The following is a 16,177-nucleotide window of genomic DNA, read 5'->3' as shown; positions in this document are numbered from 1 at the left end:
ACTCAGGCTCGGCCCGCCAGCTTAAACCAGTTCCAGCCAAGGATCAGCAGACCAACCAGCACCAGATAGGGAACGTAGTAGCGGGTATTTTTTCGATTCATTTGCGACACGCCGTATGCCGCCATAATGAGCAGGAACGGAATCAACGGCAAATGAAACCGCTCCGACAGGGCAAACCCACTGGAGGCCAACACGAAAATATACGAAAAGATGACGGACAGCAGCAGTACGTGTTCTTTCAACTGTTTTCGCTGGTACAGAATGAACAGTGCAACGAAAACAAAGAACGCATACACGTTCCGGGTGAAATAAGCCCCCCCCAGCATCATTGTATTAGGTTGGTCGTAAATGTAAACCAGGGTTGGAAACGGTGCAATGAGCATCACCGGCAGAAACACGCCCCGCGACCCATGGTGCGCCAGTTTATTGGCCCCCTCCCGTACGGAAAAACTCCACATCTGCTTGGATTGGCTTTGATCACTGGCTTTCAAATACTCAGTAATATTATCGCCGACGGGGGTAACAATAATCAGCAGCGAGGCAACGACCAGAACTGAGATGAGACCAATCCGCCGACTGATCATTGACACCTGCCGGGCGGTGAAGAGCGTAGCCAGACCGATGGAACCAATCAAACAGGCCGCCAGTACGGTTCGGAACAGGAACAGCAGCGCGCCGATGACGAAGAGCCAGCTCAGATCGGACAGCTTTAGGCTACGCTTCCGAATCAGTTTATCGCCCAGGTAAACAAACCAGACGGTCAGAAAGACCATTTCCGTTTCCTTGACGTGCAGACCACAGTAATAGATCAGATTCGGCACCAGCATGGCCATAATACCCGCCATCCGACCCGTACTTTCACCGAAATTATTACGTCCAATTTTATAGACAAACAGGCAGGTCAAGCTACCCAGCAGCACTTTGATCAGGCGGGGCAGCAGCACGTAATCACCAAACAGGTAATAGAGACTACCCAGATACGTAGGGTAGCCCAGATCGGAATAATTTTTTCCGATGTAGGTTGTATAGACGTGCCATTTATTGTCTTTCAACAAACCCGCCAGCCAGATGGCTTCGTTGTGATAACCCACCGAGTCAGCACTCTGAAATTCAAAAGGTTGTCCCGTTGTCCACTTATAATAAAAATAGCTAAAAATTACCCATACAAACCGGATGAAAAAGGCTGTTTTTGTCAGTCGCTTCGTAAAATCGAGGGTAGACAGTGCAGCCCAACGTACTGACAACGTTGACGATAAACGAAAGAAAAAGATAACTTCCAGGAAGTTGAATACGTACCACTGTTCAGGAAGAAACCGGTGTGAAAACAGCAGGACGTTCAAAACCATTATCGCCACAAAAGCCGTAACGCCTTTGCGTGTAAAGTAGCGGGGAATATGGCTGACGAGCGAATCCGCTTCGTACTTCATCCTGACATTCATCGGACGCGTTTCAATAACTGGCGCTTGGCACCGACTAACAGGTTGGTAATCGAAACGCCCAGTAGTCGGTGGAATATAAACTTCTTCAGCTTATACTGAACCGGTTGCCACGAGCCTTCGAAATGGTGAATGCAGTATGTATTTGGCGTCAGGATAATTTCGCCCGCTCGTGTTTTGGGGCAGAAATAATCTTTCGGAAAAATGTGCATACAGTCTCTGTAAACCTGATACGTATTGTTCAGCAAAAACCCGTTGGCCTGCATCGATCTGGAAATGATTTCGACGTTGGTAGTATAGTCGAATGACGTATCATCGTTCAGGAATGGCCGATCGGTATAATAATCGAGCTGTTCTTTCGCCCACGGGTTATGTTGTTCGACGGCCATAATTCCCGTCGGGATGTCGGTATCGCTTTCAAATCCGGAAAAGCCGGGCAGGTTTAGCAACGTATCCAGGCTTTTCAGGACTTCGACGTCCGTGTCCATGTACACACCGCCGACATGATACAGGGCATAAAGTCTGACGTAATCGGTGACGAACGCGAATTTTCTGGCTTCGTATGCCTGCTTCACGTAACGCACCTGATGAACGTCGAAGGTATCTTCATTCCACAGATAGAGTTCGTAATCGGGTAGGTACTTCTTCCAGGATTCGATACAGTACATAGCCTTGGCCGGCATTTTACCCCGTCCGAACCAGCAATAGTGAATGATTTTAGGAATCATACCTGATAACAGAGTTCCTTACGCTCCTCAATCTGCCTGAAGTACGCGACTATTTTTGCTGAAGCGGTGCCGTCACCAAAGGGGTTCTGCGCTTTAGCCATCGTCTCGTAAGCCAACGTATTATCAAGCAGTTCGCTGGTTGCGGCTATAATTTGATCGGGCTCGGTTCCCACCAGCTTTACGGTACCGGCTTCAATCGCTTCGGGTCGTTCGGTGGTATCCCGCATCACCAAAACGGGCTTACCCAAACTCGGTGCCTCTTCCTGAATACCGCCACTGTCGGTCAGAATGACGTAGGCCGCTTTCATCAGATAAACAAACGACAGGTAATCCAGCGGACTGATCAAAAAGATATTGTCAAGTTGCTGTGCCCCAAGCGTTTGCCAAACGGGTTCCTGAATAGTGGGATTTAAATGAACAGGATAAACAAAATCAGTGTCCGAATACCGTACCGACAGCGTTTTGAGCGCACAGCATATATTCAGAATACCCTGTCCAAAATTTTCGCGACGGTGCCCGGTAATGAGAACCAGCCGTTTCCCCCGTTTGAGCCGATGCACTTTATAACCGGCTAAACAGATCGTGTTGATTAAGTCGGCTTCGATGGCGTCATCTGTTTCAATGCGCCTGACAATGGTTTGGAGTGCATCAATAACCGTATTGCCAGTGACGGTAATCTGCTGATAGTGAATTCCTTCAGCTAATAAATTTTCTCTGGCCCGCTGGGTGGGTGCAAAATGAAACGTGGCCATCCGACTCGTTAGTTGGCGATACGTTTCCTCGGGCCAGGGGCTGTATCGATTTCCGGTACGTAGCCCCGCTTCGACATGCGCTACGTCTATTTTTTGGTAAAAAGCGGCCAAGGCTGCGGTCGTAGACGTAACGGTATCGCCGTGTACAACAACAACATTTGGCTTGCTATCGGTAAGAACGTCGCGCATACTGACCAAAATACGGGCCGTTATATCGTACAAATCCTGCCCTTCTTTCATAACAGCGAGATCATAATCCGGCTTGATGGCGAACAGCTCCAGAACCGGCGCTACCATCTCCTTGTGCTGCCCCGTCACGCAAATGAGTAGCTCAAATAACGACGGATACTTTCGGAACTCCTGAATGAGCGGACCTAGTTTGATGCCTTCGGGCCGCGTTCCAAACACAAACAGTAACCGTGTTTTCATCGTACGAGGGCCAGGCGTTTCCGCCGAAAATCGGCTATCGCCTGTTTAGCAGCAGCCCCTACTCGTTGGGCTCGAAAATACAAGTTGATTAGTTGACTGGGTAATCGATATAAGAGCCTGTAAAGAACAGGTTGATGAGCAAAATTCACCTCCTTGAGCACCTTTTTTACTGGTTCTCTATATTGCCCGGACAGATAGTAGGGAAGCAGGGAACGAACACGAAGTCCGTCGGTTAATTTTTTCAAGGCAGGTGATTTTTCCTCGGCCGGTTTGAGAAACGACAGGTTGAACGTAACGTGGGCCTGGGGTGGGTATAACTTGCTTCCACCGATTGCCCGCTGCGTAACGTCAACATCCTGATTGGAATACGCCAATGGTTTGTTAACGTAGGCAACCTTGCCGAGCAGCGCCAGTCGAATCCATAAATCGAAATCTTCGCCCATCCGTAAGCTCGGTTTAAAGCCTTTAACGGCGTTAAAAGCCGATTCACGAACAACTACAAAGGAGCAGTTTATGGGCACACAAAAACTGGCAGCATAAATCGCGACGTAATCAATATAACCTACCGTAAAATCTGGCTCTAATCCTTTGTATTCCAGACGATTTTGGCCGTGCTTAACGTAATAATAATTACTTCCATACAGCACAGCATCGGGATAGTCGGCAACTAACGTATCGAGTTCCTTCAGGAAATCGGGGTGCCACCAGTCATCCGCATCTAAAAATGCGATTAGTGAATAGTTTGCCAGGTCGACACCCCGATTTCGGGCAATAGATACGCCAGTATTAGGCTGGCTGATTACTCTCAACCGTGGATCGCTAATACTATCCAGACGTTGTCGGCTTTTATCCGTTGAGCCATCGTCGATTACGATCAACTCGAACTCCCTGAAGGTTTGCTCCAGCACCGAACGCACCGCTTTTTCGATGTAACGCTCTTTGTTGTGAAGTGGAATGATAACCGAAAACATTGACTACGTCAGACGACCTATCGCTTATACTGAAGAAAATACTGCATTACAGTCCTGGGCTGCACGTACTGATTGTAATAACGTCTACTTTGTTCTTCAAGGCTCAACCGATACGTAGCATCCGTCAGCAGTTTTTGAACAGCCTTCTGCATGTCATCCACTGAGCCAGACACAAAATGAATGTGTTTGCCGTGCTCCAGCGGAATCGGTAATTCATTATAAAAGGGTGTGGATAGAATTGCTTTCCCCAGGGCTAAATACTCGGCTAATTTCCAGCCATGACACAAATCCCAGGCAGGTGTATTAAAAACAAGCGCGGACTGCTGCGTTTTCTGAAGATACTTTTTTTTGGGAATCCATTCGTTCGTTACGTATTCCTGGAAAACCGGATTTTCGTTTTTTTTCTGGCTATACACAAACCCAATGTCTGCCCGAATAGACCGGAATGCTGAAACTGCCTTGTAGAAATGTAAACGCATACAATTAACGGTCTCATCCGTGTTGATCCACTCATTACTAAACCAGAGCGTATTGATTGAAAAAATATAGTCTGGTAAAGCAGAAACTGATTGGTAAGCGTCTAAAGGAAGATGTCTGATTTGTTTGACATAACCGGATAGAAATTTTTTTAGTGACGGTGGTCGAGAAATTAGTTTCCGGTAATTTTGAACAGCGATAAGAAAAGTCTCGATCGGGTTCCATATACGAATACCGAAGCTTGGTGGAATATTTATAATTTTCGAGTGGTCATCAGTCGGCAAAAACGATTGTCTTAAATTTATTTTACCGTAATATAAACACCAACTATAGGCTGTTTTATTGATATAAGGACTATCATTATAATCAATCGTATAGTTCGTTAGTTCTTCGCCATTACTCAGTACAAAATTTAAATTTTCCGTATCAGATAAGTCGAGAAAATAACGCATATTGAACGAAACATTTTCTTTACCCAAACACTCATATAAACCTTTTATGTAAAATGCACTATATTCTATATTACAGCGCGGGTCGATGAATGCTTGTATCATGCAGCTGTTCGTTTCACACCGATGCTAGCTGATTAAGCAGCCCTATCATGCTTTGCTCAAACTCCGCATGGCAAAATAAATAATCATTCAACTTGTAACTCGCCGGGGACCATAAGCTTATGTTGATAGACTCAACCCGCTCAAATTTTCTGATTCGTTTTTTGTCCTGATGCAACTGAAAAATAATGTAGTCGTGCTTATTCAGCAGACGGCACAGACAATCAGCTCGCTTCTGCGTAAAGTCAAGAACTTCAGCACTATAGCAATCCAGTACTTCACAGACGATCAATGGATGGAAAGCGTCAATGGCTTGTTGCATTCCCGTTATCACCTCCAGTTCCGCTCCTTCCACGTCGATTTTTATAATGGATACGGGCTCTGTAATACCCGACTCATCAAACGAGATACAATCAATAAGAATACTGTCTTTGAAGTAATCAGGTCTGAGATTGGCTATAATTGACGCCGATGCGTCAGTCAATTCATTAAGAGCCAGTTTAGCTCGTTTGTTCCTGTCCGAAAGCGCGTAGTTCCTGACTTCGCAATGACTATACTTATTTAACCGAATCAAATCTGTCGTGTAGTCAACGCAAACTCCATTTGGCTCAAAGCCAATGTATTTTCGATCTCTATCAACTGTTTTAATTTTCAGTAAAGTCTGCCCTATGTTCACGCCTACATCCACAAAAACGCCCGGCTTCGCTGGCAAAAAAAGGTGCATTAGTTTAAGCAGAAAATCTTCTTCAATAAATACATTAGGATAGCCAATTTCTTTACGTAGCGGTATAGTTATCTTTTTCTGGTTGAATACAATGGGGAAGTTAACTGTTACATACTTTAACAAACCTACTTTTTTCAGCACTCTCAAAAAAAATGTAGCCAAAGTATACAGCACGCAATTTTCTGATCAGGCAAGCTGAGCGAGGACACAAACGTCTTCGTTCGGTCGATTATGGGTAAACGGAATATTCGCCAGCGTATCGATCAACGTAATCTCTTTAATTTCTTTGAATTTTTTCGTCCGCTCAAGCTGATACATTAATCCTTCGGCGTCGTAGCACCATTCGTGCCGCTCATGTTTGACACTGTGCGTAAAGACGGAAAAATAAAAACTATTGGGGCTTTCTTTCTTGATTCGATTTAAAGCCCAATCGTAATTATTTCGAATTTGATCCGTCAAATAAAAGCCGATGTACTTCTTTAAGTCCGGCGTAGAAATCAGCAAATAGCCGTTTGGGTTTAACAAATTAGCGCAATTGTTCAGTACAGTCAGCCCATCTTCTGGTGAGAAATGTTCGAATACGTGTTGCATACGTATCAAGTCGAACTTGCCCAGTTTTATAAATTCCTCTTCGGTAGCATTAACGATGTCCAGACGATGATAAGCCCCCTTCTTATTGACCAGCGTATTTGGAAATAAATCGACGTATACGAAGTTCTCTTCAAACGTACCACCGCACCCGATTTCAAGCCATTTTGTCTTTTTTTCCTGAATCAGTTTCTCCCGTAGTCCTTTGTTCGCTTTCGCCCGTAAAAAGTCCGTTTTATCCTGTAGAATTGGGTACGTCTCTTCCAGCTTAGCCGTCTGGTACGTACGTAATTTTCGCTTGGAAATCAGCACAAAACCCAGTTTGTCAATGAAAGCTGCAATAAACTTTTTCATGTCCAAAAGAAGCTACGTCTATCGTTCCTGTGCTACGTAACGATCCAGTCGAATGACGAGTCGGTACAGATTCAGAATGAAAAACCAGAGGCCCGGCAGTTTCTTTATTTTTCGGATGATGGTCAGGTCCCGGGCAAATTCCTGGTAATCAGCCAGAATGGGTTTGGGCAAAACGGCGGCTAACACCTGTTCCCGTTCCTGCCTGTCCAGCGCTTTATTGGTGCTGCTAATGCCCTGACTATCAAACCAGACCACGTCAATATCCCGGTACAGTACGGTCTCATTGTTAAGCCCAACGGCAATCAGATAGAACTTCCAGTCTGACACGATTTTCAGCGTTTCGTCGTAGAGACCATAGCGGTCAAAAAGCGTTTTTTTGATGTAGGTCGGTGCATGAAACAGGGTGGAGACGTACATGTCGAATAACGTAATCCGGCGCCCGGCGTAACTTTTTTCCACCCGGTCGACGCCGTTGTAGCGCCGTATTTTATTTCCATACAAAATGCTGCAATCTGGCGTCACATTGGTCAGCATTCGTTCGGTGACGTCCGGTCTCAACAGGTAATCGCCGGAGTTCAAAAACTGGCAGTACTCTCCTTTAGCCTGCACGATCCCTTTGTTCATAGCCTGGTAAATGCCGCTGTCGGGCTCGCTGACCCAGTAGGCAATTTTACTTTCGAATTGCCGGATCATCTCAACACTTCCGTCGGTCGATCCCCCGTCGATGATGATATACTCAAACTCGTCGCACTGCTGTCCAATGACGCTGTCAATCGTTTTTGCCAGTCCCGGCGCATTGTTATAATTGACCGTAATGATGGACAGCTTCAACATACACTTCCTTAGAATACAGGCTGTTGATCAGATTGACAATTCGGTCAATTTCGGCGAACGATAATTCATAAAAAAGAGGCAATCGAACCAGACAATCGGCATACGTATCAGCAAACGGCAAGACCCGTCCGTCATGTTTGGCCTGATAATAGTGGCTTCGGTGCAAACTCAGGTAATGAAATACAGCCAGAATTCCTTCCGCTTTCAGCGTGTCAATAAGTCGTGAACGATCGGTTTCGTTCTGGCAGATGAGGTAAAACAGATGCGCATTATTGCTGGAATAATCCGGCAAAACCGGCAGACGAAACGCACCCGTATTTGCCAGCGGTTCGAGCGCCTGGTAGTAGTAATTCCACAGCGCAATACGTCGTTTCTGAATGTCATCCAGATTTTCGAGTTGGGCGTATAGAAACGCTGAAACAATCTCCGACGGCAAAAACGAAGAGCCAATATCAACCCAGCCGTAGGTATCGACTTCGCCCCTGAAAAATTCGCTTCGGTTCGTGCCTTTTTCCCAGATGATTTCAGCTCGCCTGAAAAATCGTTCGTCGTTGATAACCAGCATTCCCCCCTCACCGGAGATAATATTTTTGGTTTCGTGGAAGGAAAAAGCCGCCAGATGTCCGATTGACCCGAGTGGCTTGCCTTTGTAATAGCCGTCGATTGCCTGAGCAGCATCTTCAATCACCAGCAGGTTATAGCGATTCGCGAGCGCCATGATCGGGTCCATGTTACAGGCCACACCAGCATAATGAACCGGCACAATGGCTTTTGTCCGGGGGGAGATCAGGGCTTCGAGCTGGCGAATATCCAGGTTCGGATTTTCTAGACTACTGTCCGCAAAAACGATTGAAGCCCCCTGACGCACAAACGCAAGCGCGGTTGACACGAACGTATACGAGGGGACAATGACTTCATCACCTGGTTGAATATCCGCCAAAATAGCCGCCATTTCCAGCGCGTCCGTACAGGAAGTGGTTAACAGTACCTTGGGGAAACGGTATCGGGTTTGAAAGAACTGGTGGCACCGTTGCGTGAAGATGCCATTCCCCGAAATTTTACCGGATTTTACCGCGTCAACGATGTATTTCGTCTCGTTACCAGACAGATAAGGCTTGTTATAGGGGATGGTAAAAGACGTCATAGCCAGATATGGGAAACGTTGACTTCGCTCTTGACGGTAAATCCGTTTCGTTCGTAAAAGCGACACGCTACGATGTTCTTTTTTTGCGTCGCTACGTCCAGATGTATCGCTGAAGACGCGCGTAAGTCGTGTTTGACGTAGTTCAGCAAGGCGCTGCCAACACCCCGCCCTCTTACCGATTTATCCGTTGCCAGCAAGCCAATCGTCGCAACTGTCGGTTTTTTCTGGACGGTTATAAATCCCTGAATGGCCTTATCCACTACGTAAACGAAGGTATCATCGGCAGCCTGCCCGGATACGCTGTTATCAATCCACTGCCGATAAAGCCGCTTAAAATTCTCTTCCCCAACTATTGCATCCACCTTGAAGCGGGAATAGTCACCACTTTGATAAGCAAGTTCATAGAGTTGCGCTACGTCCTGTCCGGCTGAGAATATTTCTATGGGTCCGAAAGCGGCTACGCTTTCATCCTGGCCGACCTCATAACGGTACGTTATTTTCGTATCCACCAGGTAGCCAGTATACGTATCGACTATGTTTGGGCTTAATTCGGTAGCATTATCCGTAAACACGTACAGCAACTTAACCCCCTGCTGCCAAGCTTTTTCCACTAACGTTTCCAGTTCGATCTCATCGTAAGAAAGCATATCGATTCGGCCGACGGTATAGCCAAAGAAACGAGTATCCCAGGGCAGTATTTGTAAGTCGGAGACCATGGTTGCAGATAAGTCCTGCTTAGATAACATTCGTTAACTGGTCCATGACAACCCTTTTGCTGAAGGTTTTTTCGGCGAATTCCCGGCAACCGGCAGCCATTTGACCATACTGTTCTTCCGACAGACCAAGTACAGACTGGATGCCCTGAGCCAGGTCGGCCACATCACCCAACCGGGCTCTGTAGCCAGTTTTTCCGGTTATTACCAGGTCCTGGGCTACTCCCGTGTCGAAGGCCACGACGGGCGTACCGCACATCAGTGCCTGGTTAACCATCATAGGACCCGAATCTTCCAGGGAGGGACAAACAAACACATCAGCTGCCTGATACGCTGTAATCAACTCTTCTTCAGATAAATAACCGGCCTGCTTTACCGAAAGACCGACAAGCGGCAGCGTACATTCACCAGCAACCAATAAGCAAACACTATCCGTTTGTAAGCTTGACAGGGCTTGTTGCAAAAGCGCCATTCCTTTCCGCCTTTCGGTCAGGGACGACGCCCCGAAGAAAATAATCTTTTTGTCAGCAGACAGTGAAAAATAAGACCGGGCTGATCGTTGGTTACCCACTGTGAATTTTGTTTCGTCAACAAAACCGATCAGTTTTAGTACGTCTCGATCCCGAAAAAGCGCGGATTGGCAGGCTCTGTCATAATCGCTGTTCGAAAACGCCACGGCTTTCGCCGACTCGGGCAAATACTTCTTTTTGAAAGCTAAGTTCTCCGACGCTACGTACTTGATATTATCAGCCAGAATAGCCGGACAATCGGCACAATCTTGCTTGAAACCCTGACAACCCCACGGATAATGGCAACCACCCGTCAGCGGAGCGTTATCCACCAGAAAACAATAGATGCTGGCACCCGTGAGTTCATACAACTCGCTCAGCGTCTGGGCATTGATGAAATCGGTGACCCAGTACGTAATGATGACATCCGGCTTCGCTGGAATTTGTTGCAGCACTTTCCTGGCGGAAACGGTCGTGCAGCGTTCGTATTTGTTATAGAAATAATAATCGTACACAAACTTGTTGTCGGTAAGTCGCTGTTTATTAAGGCTGCGCATCAACTTCCCTTTTGGCTTATCGTACTTGGAATTCGGGTAGACAACGGCCTGGCTGTGCTTGTTTTTTGCCTCTTTCACGAGTAAATAGGAAGCCATACCACTCGCCTGCAAGAGGTTGTTGAAATCAACCGCAAATGCGCCCGCTCCGCCAAAATCGCCTGCGGATAAGTTTAGTACGGTTTTTTTATTGGCTGTCATCGTAACAGACTACGTAGCAATCAGGCGGATACTTTTCAGCAGGATTTTTTTCCAAACGCTTCTTTTCTTGGGGTTGACGAACCGCTCAAAAACAACCCAGTCGAATAGTTTATCGATGTTTGGTTTCGCGTGCTTTAGGGGAAACGTGATCGGATAAACAGGCAATTTGGCTAACAGGTCATTTTCGTTAAATGAGTGGGTCGCGTCGGCATGAAAGCCAATGTTCGAGATTAAGTTAACGGCTGGAACAATTGTGTACCCGCCATTGACCCACCGGGCAAATAACCACTGGAAGTCCCACACATCCGCCGGGCGTGTTTTCTGGTACGTTACGAATTGAGCCAGATAGTAGTCGGCGTACCGGTTATTAGACAACGTAGCACACAGGCGTTTTTGCACCCGTTCCGTATCGACGTCTTTCATTTCGTAATCGAACGCTTGCCAGGCTCTTCGCCACGACGCCCAGCCCAGGCTATGCGCCATGTACGAAAAAAAATACGATTGTCGGGATCGAAACCATCGTTTCAGGGCGTTGGTACCGGTTATCATATACACCCGCTCGTCGGTTTCGTATCGCTTCAGGAGTTGTTGGCAAAACGAGAAAAAACTTAATTCTGGCAGACAATCATCTTCCAGGATAATACCCGCTTCTACGTGACCAAAAAACCAGGTAACTGCTTCGGCCGGACCGTGTCCACAACCCTTATTTTCTAATCTGAATAGCGTTTGGAGATCACATTCCCAGTCAATCTGCGTTTCAATGATGGTCCGGGTGGCGCGGCACCGTTCAGCATCCTCCGGTACGTTGGCCCTTGGTCCATCAGCCGCTACGAAAAGATACTTGGGTCTGAGCTGTTTTAGTACGTTGAACGTCTGTTGCGTCGTGCTGGGTCGGTTGAATACGATCAGTAAAATAGGCGTTGTGAACATCAGGGATGAGCTACCAGGCTATTGCACTGATCGACCAACGAATCAATGTACGTGAGTTTGTCCTCATATAATTCATAGACCCGTTTTACGTTTACTTCGTCCTGTCGATGATGCAACTCGTTGTTCCACAGCTGGATTCCACCAGTACCCAGCCCTCCGATTTTAAAATTTGCCGGATAGTGTCCAATATGCAGGCCCAGTGTCCAGGCTCGTAAACACACTTCGGCATCGTCCCATTGGAATGGGGCAAATTGTACGTCAAAATCGTGCAGCGCACTCAAAAATAAATCCCGTCTTATCCACATGGGCGCCCGGTCTACGTACTGAACGTACGTAAGTCCCGATTCTGACTGTGTGTTTCTACACAGTTCAATGTTGAACGAGTTGGCGCGGATGGCAAAATTACCCTCCATCACAAAAGGACCTCGCTTAACGGTATTGTCGTGATAAACGGGCAACAACCTGGCTCCGTCTCTGCCGCCTAAAATGACTAGTTGATCGTCATGGTCGAAGTAATTTAACCCTTCACTTACCCAGTTAGTCGTCTCGAAATCATCATCATCCTGCAACAGAATGACGTACTTACCTCTTGCGAACTGTAAGGCCCGGCTGTAAGTTATTACTTCATATAAATCATTGCAACGTAACAGAAACTCGTTGGCATTCGTCAGAAATTTCGTGAGCTGTATGGTATGTTCCAGCGTTGAGCCATCGTCAATGACAATAATCTCGGTGGCAGGAATCACTCTCAGCTTTTTGACCAGAAGAAGTACATTCCCTGATTTATTATGAGACTGTATAATAAAGCTTATCGCTGGCGACGAATTATAATTTTTCGACGCCCAACCCGCATAGGTTTTCTGCTCAGGCTTTTTAGCAAGTACAGTTTTTGATTTAAGCAAAGCCAATAGTTTCCGTAGCTTTCTCATTCGACGGCAGGAATACTATCCCCTTTTTTAACAGTAACGTATCGAACTGCCCTGGTGAATCGTCTTGATAATTTATAGACTAGTTTTATAACGCTATACCTATATTTTTTTGATTTTATCCAATCAAAATAGACGCTACTCTGATCCTGTTTTTCAGCCAACCAGCTTCGATAATCGTCAAGTACGCGCTCAGGAAAATGCTCTTTCAGGATAAGCGGTATTTCTTTATGAATGTCTGGATTTTCATGGATGCTGCTCGATATGCCATCCAAATTATAGTCCGAAATCAATACGTCGAGCGCGGCTATCGAACAGTTTCCGAGGACGATAGCCCGAATCCAGAAAGCGAAATCGGCGTTAATCTTATATTTTTCCTCATAGAGCCCAAATCGGTTAAACAAGGCTGTTTTGATGAATGTAGCCTGGTGTGGTAAAGTATTCCCGATGAAGGATTTTAGGGTAAGATCAGCTGACGGCTTCGTGATAAAAACAGATTCTCCATTCTCGGAAATCCGACAGCGCCCAATCAGCATATCAGCCGTTGGACTGGTTGAGAACACAGTAGCTAAAACGGCATTATTCACAAGCCAGTCACCCGAATTAAGGAACAGGCAATACGTTCCTTTCGCCTGTTGTATACCTTTATTCATGGCATGGTAAATTCCGTTATCCTTTTCTGAAACCCAGTACGTTAGTTTGTCGCTAACGTGTTCAATAAGTTCAGCGCTACCATCCTGAGAACCGCCATCAATAAGTATAAACTCGTAATTTTTGTAAGATTGATTCAGTACGCTGTTAATCGTCGCTTCCAGACCGATTTTGTTGTTCAGATTAACCGTGATCAGTGATACAGCGACTGTATTCATTTGAAAAAATAACCCTCCACCTGTAGTAATTCTCCCGTTTCGTAATTGCGATGGCCGCCCTCAATGAGTTTAAGCTTATAACCCGCCTGCCTCAGCAAATCGATCATTTCGGCCATCAGGGTTTCCTGCTCATACAGTTGCTGAATGGAAAGTTCTACCTGAAAGCCTTTAATCCGGTCAAACGATTGACTACACCCTTCAAACACCTGACGTTCAAATCCTTGCGCATCGATCTTTACATAAATATTCTGGCCGGGGCGACTATACTGATTTATGACGGAATCGATCTTCAGCATGATAATGGTTTCCTTTCGAACATAAACGGCATCGACTTCGCTATCCACATGCAGCGGAAGAATGTCCAGTAACGAGCTACTGTATGAATTGCGGGAAACATTTATCTCAGCGATACCATCATAGTGACCAATCCCCGACCTAACCGCTTGCCAGGCCTGGTCGTTTTGGGCCGTAAGCTGAAGTTGGTCATAGGCATCCGACAAGGGTTCAAACGATACGATAGACCCTGTATAGCCAAACGAACGGATCTTTTTACCAAACTGACCTGTATTGGCCCCCACGTCGAAAACCATCTCAATGTTGTTTGACCGCATTAAATCCAACCATTGACGGACGATCGGATCGGATGGTAAATGCACAATATCATGGCCGAAACGCTGGGCAACTTTTTTAATAAATCCTTTCATTTCCGCCGAGCTAGCATTCGCAGAACAAACCGCTTTATCCGTCGAAGAAACACGCCTGACTGGATGATTCTGCTACGTTCCAAAAAAAGATAAACAGCGTATTCCCGACTGGCGAACCATTGCTGTCGCTCTTTTTCGAATTTATCAAGCTGCTCATAATCAGCCATAAATCGTGGATAACGGGCCTGCAACATAAGCCGCTGTTCCTGCCGGGGCAAACCATTTGTAGCTGGATTGCAACTTATTCCGTCCATGTTAAAATAAGCGATGGGTGCCGGATAGTGCGCGTAGGAACACTGGTGGACGAGCAGAGCCTCTACGAAAAACAACCAGTCGGAAGCAATCCTGAGTTGCTCATTATAGAGTCCTACGAGATCAAACAAGCGCCTGCGAACGAACGTAGCCTGATGAGGCAACGTACCCAGAAAAAGGGTTTTAGCCGTAATTTCCTCCGGAGACGTAACGTGCCACTGGACCGTCTGCTTCTGATTGTCATAGAAGTAAATGTCTCCCGCCACCACATCGGCTTGCGGCTTTTTGGCAAACACTTCCTCCAGTATGGTCGGCGTAGCGAGCCAATCACCCGAGTTGAGAAAAAGGCAGTACTCACCTTTTGCCCGCTTAATGCCTTTATTCATAGCGTGATAAATGCCCTGGTCATGTTCCGATATGGAGTAGGTAATCCGATCTGAAAATTTATCAATCATTTCTACGCTCTTATCCGTTGACCCACCGTCGATAATGATGTACTCGAAATCCAAAAACGTCTGCTCATTCACGCTCCGAGCCGTTTTTTCAAGTCCTGCCGCATTGTTTAGATTGATCGTAATAATCGAAAGCGGTATCACCTGGGATTGTATCGGATGGCTTTTTTGATTACCCGCTTAACCTTTTTGAACGTAGTATCGACATCAACCCGCCCAAAAAGCATAGGCTGGATGAATAAATCGGCGGCATAATTTCGCTCAATACTGCTCGGATGCTTAAATGGAATCGCTAATTCATACGTCGGCACATTGGCAAAATAGCTGTCTGGATTTTGAGAGTGCGTAGCATCAGGACCGTAACCAATGTTTGTGACCAGGTTCGCTTTGGGAATTATGGCCAGTTGATTACGTATCATGCATAGGTAATGAAATTGAAAATCCCACATATCCTCCGGCTTATTTTCATACAGCCAGGTAAAATAATTCAGCCACCACTGCGAATATTCTTTCACTTCGAAAAGATACGTTTTCAGTTTAGCCTTATTGGCTTTCGGCCAGCCTGATAGGTGATAATCGAATCCATCCCACGAGCGTCTCCAGGTTGCCCAGCCATGCGAACTTGGGAAAATAGAAAAGTAATAATCCGAGTCTAATGCCATAGGTTGGATTTGCTGGAAATTATTTCCGGAGATCATGGATATTTTGTGTTCATCTCTATATTTATCCAGCAAATGCAAACAAAACGTAAAGAAGGTGTCGTTCGGCAGGCAGTCATCTTCCAGAATAACCCCTTCTGTTACGTGCTCAAAAAACCACGTTATAGCCTCCGATGGTCCTCTGCCACACCCTACATTTTCATCTCTGAATAACGTTTTAACTTCACAATTCCAGTCGATATTTTCCAGAACCCATTGCCGGACGTATTTACATTTTTCAACTTCCCCTTCTTTGTTCAGCCTTGGTCCATCAGCCGCGACAAAAAGGCGAGATGGTTTTTGTTTCTTTATTACATTAAATACTCGTTTCGTTTCGTCTACTTTATTAAAAATAATGAATAGTACATTTAGTTGCATTGA

At 46.0% G+C, this 16,177-nt stretch carries 17 protein-coding genes; all 17 read right to left on the bottom strand.

Annotated features, from left to right (window positions below):
* Positions 1-2: 2 nt before the first annotated feature.
* Positions 3-1,427 (bottom strand): ArnT family glycosyltransferase, encoded by a 1,425-nt coding sequence (locus IC230_RS06765; protein ID WP_191038214.1) that lies wholly within the window; start codon positions 1,425-1,427, stop codon positions 3-5.
* 8 nt (positions 1,428-1,435) lie between these two features.
* Complete coding sequence (locus tag IC230_RS06760) at positions 1,436-2,164, bottom strand: glycosyltransferase family 32 protein (RefSeq protein ID WP_191038213.1); 729 nt, start codon at positions 2,162-2,164, stop codon at positions 1,436-1,438.
* Positions 2,161-3,345 (bottom strand): non-hydrolyzing UDP-N-acetylglucosamine 2-epimerase, encoded by a 1,185-nt coding sequence (gene wecB, locus IC230_RS06755; RefSeq protein ID WP_191038212.1) that lies wholly within the window; start codon positions 3,343-3,345, stop codon positions 2,161-2,163. The genes IC230_RS06760 and wecB overlap by 4 nt, the downstream gene beginning before the upstream one ends.
* Positions 3,342-4,316, bottom strand: coding sequence for a glycosyltransferase family 2 protein (locus IC230_RS06750; RefSeq protein ID WP_191038211.1), 975 nt, complete (start codon positions 4,314-4,316; stop codon positions 3,342-3,344). Before IC230_RS06750 ends, wecB begins: the two co-directional genes overlap by 4 nt.
* Positions 4,317-4,333: 17 nt before the next feature.
* Positions 4,334-4,795 carry a glycosyltransferase gene (locus IC230_RS06745; protein ID WP_191038210.1) on the bottom strand — a complete coding sequence of 154 codons (462 nt, stop codon included), beginning with the start codon at positions 4,793-4,795 and terminating at the stop codon, positions 4,334-4,336.
* Positions 4,796-5,360: 565 nt separating this feature from the next.
* Entirely contained in the window at positions 5,361-6,230 is an 870-nt protein-coding gene (locus tag IC230_RS06740) for an FkbM family methyltransferase (protein WP_191038209.1), read from the bottom strand.
* 24 nt (positions 6,231-6,254) lie between these two features.
* The gene (locus tag IC230_RS06735) at positions 6,255-7,010 is read right to left on the bottom strand and encodes a methyltransferase domain-containing protein (protein WP_191038208.1); all 756 of its coding nucleotides are present in this window, start codon (positions 7,008-7,010) and stop codon (positions 6,255-6,257) included.
* Between the two features lie 18 nt (positions 7,011-7,028).
* Entirely contained in the window at positions 7,029-7,844 is an 816-nt protein-coding gene (locus IC230_RS06730; protein WP_191038207.1) for a glycosyltransferase family 2 protein, read from the bottom strand.
* Positions 7,810-8,988, bottom strand: coding sequence for a dTDP-4-amino-4,6-dideoxygalactose transaminase (gene rffA, locus IC230_RS06725; RefSeq protein ID WP_191038206.1), 1,179 nt, complete (start codon positions 8,986-8,988; stop codon positions 7,810-7,812). Before rffA ends, IC230_RS06730 begins: the two co-directional genes overlap by 35 nt.
* Positions 8,985-9,734, bottom strand: coding sequence for a GNAT family N-acetyltransferase (locus IC230_RS06720; RefSeq protein WP_191038205.1), 750 nt, complete (start codon positions 9,732-9,734; stop codon positions 8,985-8,987). The genes rffA and IC230_RS06720 overlap by 4 nt, the downstream gene beginning before the upstream one ends.
* On the bottom strand, positions 9,724-10,965 hold the full coding sequence (locus IC230_RS06715) for a glycosyltransferase (protein ID WP_191038204.1): 1,242 nt from the start codon (positions 10,963-10,965) through the stop codon (positions 9,724-9,726). Before IC230_RS06715 ends, IC230_RS06720 begins: the two co-directional genes overlap by 11 nt.
* Positions 10,966-10,974: 9 nt before the next feature.
* Complete coding sequence (locus IC230_RS06710; RefSeq protein ID WP_191038203.1) at positions 10,975-11,895, bottom strand: hypothetical protein; 921 nt, start codon at positions 11,893-11,895, stop codon at positions 10,975-10,977.
* Positions 11,895-12,824 carry a glycosyltransferase gene (locus tag IC230_RS06705; RefSeq protein ID WP_191038202.1) on the bottom strand — a complete coding sequence of 310 codons (930 nt, stop codon included), beginning with the start codon at positions 12,822-12,824 and terminating at the stop codon, positions 11,895-11,897. Before IC230_RS06705 ends, IC230_RS06710 begins: the two co-directional genes overlap by 1 nt.
* Positions 12,821-13,690 carry a glycosyltransferase family 2 protein gene (locus IC230_RS06700; RefSeq protein WP_191038201.1) on the bottom strand — a complete coding sequence of 290 codons (870 nt, stop codon included), beginning with the start codon at positions 13,688-13,690 and terminating at the stop codon, positions 12,821-12,823. The genes IC230_RS06705 and IC230_RS06700 overlap by 4 nt, the downstream gene beginning before the upstream one ends.
* A complete protein-coding gene (locus IC230_RS06695; protein ID WP_191038200.1) occupies positions 13,687-14,394 on the bottom strand; it encodes an FkbM family methyltransferase in 708 nt (235 codons plus the stop codon). The genes IC230_RS06700 and IC230_RS06695 overlap by 4 nt, the downstream gene beginning before the upstream one ends.
* Positions 14,391-15,242, bottom strand: coding sequence for a glycosyltransferase family 2 protein (locus IC230_RS06690; RefSeq protein ID WP_191038199.1), 852 nt, complete (start codon positions 15,240-15,242; stop codon positions 14,391-14,393). Before IC230_RS06690 ends, IC230_RS06695 begins: the two co-directional genes overlap by 4 nt.
* A complete protein-coding gene (locus IC230_RS06685) occupies positions 15,239-16,174 on the bottom strand; it encodes a hypothetical protein (protein WP_191038198.1) in 936 nt (311 codons plus the stop codon). Before IC230_RS06685 ends, IC230_RS06690 begins: the two co-directional genes overlap by 4 nt.
* Between the last annotated feature and the right edge of the window lie 3 nt (positions 16,175-16,177).

Source organism: Spirosoma validum (assembly GCF_014699035.1).
In the GTDB taxonomy this organism is placed as follows: Bacteria; Bacteroidota; Bacteroidia; order Cytophagales; family Spirosomataceae; genus Spirosoma; species Spirosoma validum.
This window is presented reverse-complemented; position numbering and strand designations above follow the sequence as displayed.

Bases quoted from the DNA above. Each gene is read 5' to 3' on its own strand.
- IC230_RS06735 (WP_191038208.1), bottom strand. From the start codon at position 7,010: ATGAAAAAGTTTATTGCAGCTTTCATTGACAAACTGGGTTTTGTGCTG.
- IC230_RS06760 (WP_191038213.1), bottom strand. From the start codon at position 2,164: ATGATTCCTAAAATCATTCACTATTGCTGGTTCGGACGGGGTAAAATG.
- rffA (WP_191038206.1), bottom strand. From the start codon at position 8,988: ATGACGTCTTTTACCATCCCCTATAACAAGCCTTATCTGTCTGGTAAC.
- IC230_RS06765 (WP_191038214.1), bottom strand. From the start codon at position 1,427: ATGAAGTACGAAGCGGATTCGCTCGTCAGCCATATTCCCCGCTACTTT.
- IC230_RS06720 (WP_191038205.1), bottom strand. From the start codon at position 9,734: ATGTTATCTAAGCAGGACTTATCTGCAACCATGGTCTCCGACTTACAA.
- IC230_RS06730 (WP_191038207.1), bottom strand. From the start codon at position 7,844: ATGTTGAAGCTGTCCATCATTACGGTCAATTATAACAATGCGCCGGGA.
- IC230_RS06715 (WP_191038204.1), bottom strand. From the start codon at position 10,965: ATGACAGCCAATAAAAAAACCGTACTAAACTTATCCGCAGGCGATTTT.
- IC230_RS06695 (WP_191038200.1), bottom strand. From the start codon at position 14,394: ATGAAAGGATTTATTAAAAAAGTTGCCCAGCGTTTCGGCCATGATATT.
- IC230_RS06745 (WP_191038210.1), bottom strand. From the start codon at position 4,795: ATGCGTTTACATTTCTACAAGGCAGTTTCAGCATTCCGGTCTATTCGG.
- IC230_RS06750 (WP_191038211.1), bottom strand. From the start codon at position 4,316: ATGTTTTCGGTTATCATTCCACTTCACAACAAAGAGCGTTACATCGAA.
- IC230_RS06705 (WP_191038202.1), bottom strand. From the start codon at position 12,824: ATGAGAAAGCTACGGAAACTATTGGCTTTGCTTAAATCAAAAACTGTA.
- IC230_RS06700 (WP_191038201.1), bottom strand. From the start codon at position 13,690: ATGAATACAGTCGCTGTATCACTGATCACGGTTAATCTGAACAACAAA.
- wecB (WP_191038212.1), bottom strand. From the start codon at position 3,345: ATGAAAACACGGTTACTGTTTGTGTTTGGAACGCGGCCCGAAGGCATC.
- IC230_RS06685 (WP_191038198.1), bottom strand. From the start codon at position 16,174: ATGCAACTAAATGTACTATTCATTATTTTTAATAAAGTAGACGAAACG.
- IC230_RS06710 (WP_191038203.1), bottom strand. From the start codon at position 11,895: ATGTTCACAACGCCTATTTTACTGATCGTATTCAACCGACCCAGCACG.